The sequence below is a fragment of the Lentzea miocenica genome (assembly GCF_033949945.1).
Lineage (GTDB): Bacteria > Actinomycetota > Actinomycetes > Mycobacteriales > Pseudonocardiaceae > Lentzea > Lentzea miocenica.
The window spans coordinates 1-1,048 of the sequence record NZ_JAXAVW010000098.1 but is presented as its reverse complement, the minus strand read 5'-3'; the positions used below and the strand labels follow the sequence as shown (position 1 = coordinate 1,048).

Here is a 1,048-nt window from a genome sequence, read left to right as displayed (position 1 = left end):
TAGGGCCTGTATCGAAGTCGGTCATAGCCATTCGTTGATCGCGGCGATGTGGACGGCTGCTTCGTAGCGGACGGCGAGTTTGTCGTAGCGGGTGGCCACGGCACGGTGGCGTTTGAGCCGGTTGATGCCGCACTCGACGGCGTGGCGCTGTTTGTAGGTCTCGGGGTCGAAGGCCGGTGGCCGGCCGCCCTTCGACCCTTTGGCCTTGCGGTGGGCGTCCTGGTCGGCCTTGCTCGGGATGGTCGCCTTGATCCCGCGGCGACGCAGGTGCTCCCGGTTGTCTTTCGAGGTGTAGGCCTTGTCCGCCAGCACACGATCAGGACGAGTCCGGGCCCGGCCGGCGGTTAACCTGGGCACCCGGATCCCTTGCAGCACCGGGATGAACTGAGGGCTGTCGTGGCGGTGCCCGGCGGTCAGCACGATCGACAACGGCTTCTGGCCCTGCTCACAGCTCAGGTACAGCTTCGTGGTCAGCCCGCCGCGCGAGCGGCCCAGCGCATGATCCACGGGCTCGGTGGCGATCCCGCCCGGCGGCTCAGCCTGCAGATCCCCCTTTTCCGCGCACCCGCGGCATGCTGGTGCGCCCGCGCGATCGTGGAGTCCACACTGACATCCCAGGTGATCCGCCCGGCCGCATCCGCCAAGGCTTGCAGCGTGATCAGGATTCGCTGCCAGGCACCGGATCGCTGCCAGCGCCGGAACACCCCATACGCCGCGGCCCACGATCCGTACTCCGCCGGCATGTCCCGCCAGGGTGCACCGGTGCGCACCCGCCACCGGACCCCGTCGATCAACTGCCGCTTGCTCCACAACGACGGCCGACCCGACCGCGACGGCACAGGCAGCAACGGCTCCAGCCGCTGCCACTGCGCGTCGGTCAGATCGAACCGCCTCGTCACCGCTAAGGTGTCCACGAGGTCTCCGGTGTTCAGGTTTCTCTTCGCAGACAAACCCTCTACCGGAGACCTCGCTCATTCTTGATCATCGACACGCCCACCAGCGCCAATCCGGCTCAAGCGGCCGTAGTCGACTTCGATACAGGCCCTAG

At 67.4% G+C, this 1,048-nt stretch carries 1 pseudogene; it reads right to left on the bottom strand.

The features are described from left to right. Nucleotides 1-21: 21 nt before the first annotated feature. A pseudogene (locus tag SK803_RS46350) lies at nucleotides 22-899 on the bottom strand (IS5 family transposase). Between the last annotated feature and the right edge of the window lie 149 nt (nucleotides 900-1,048).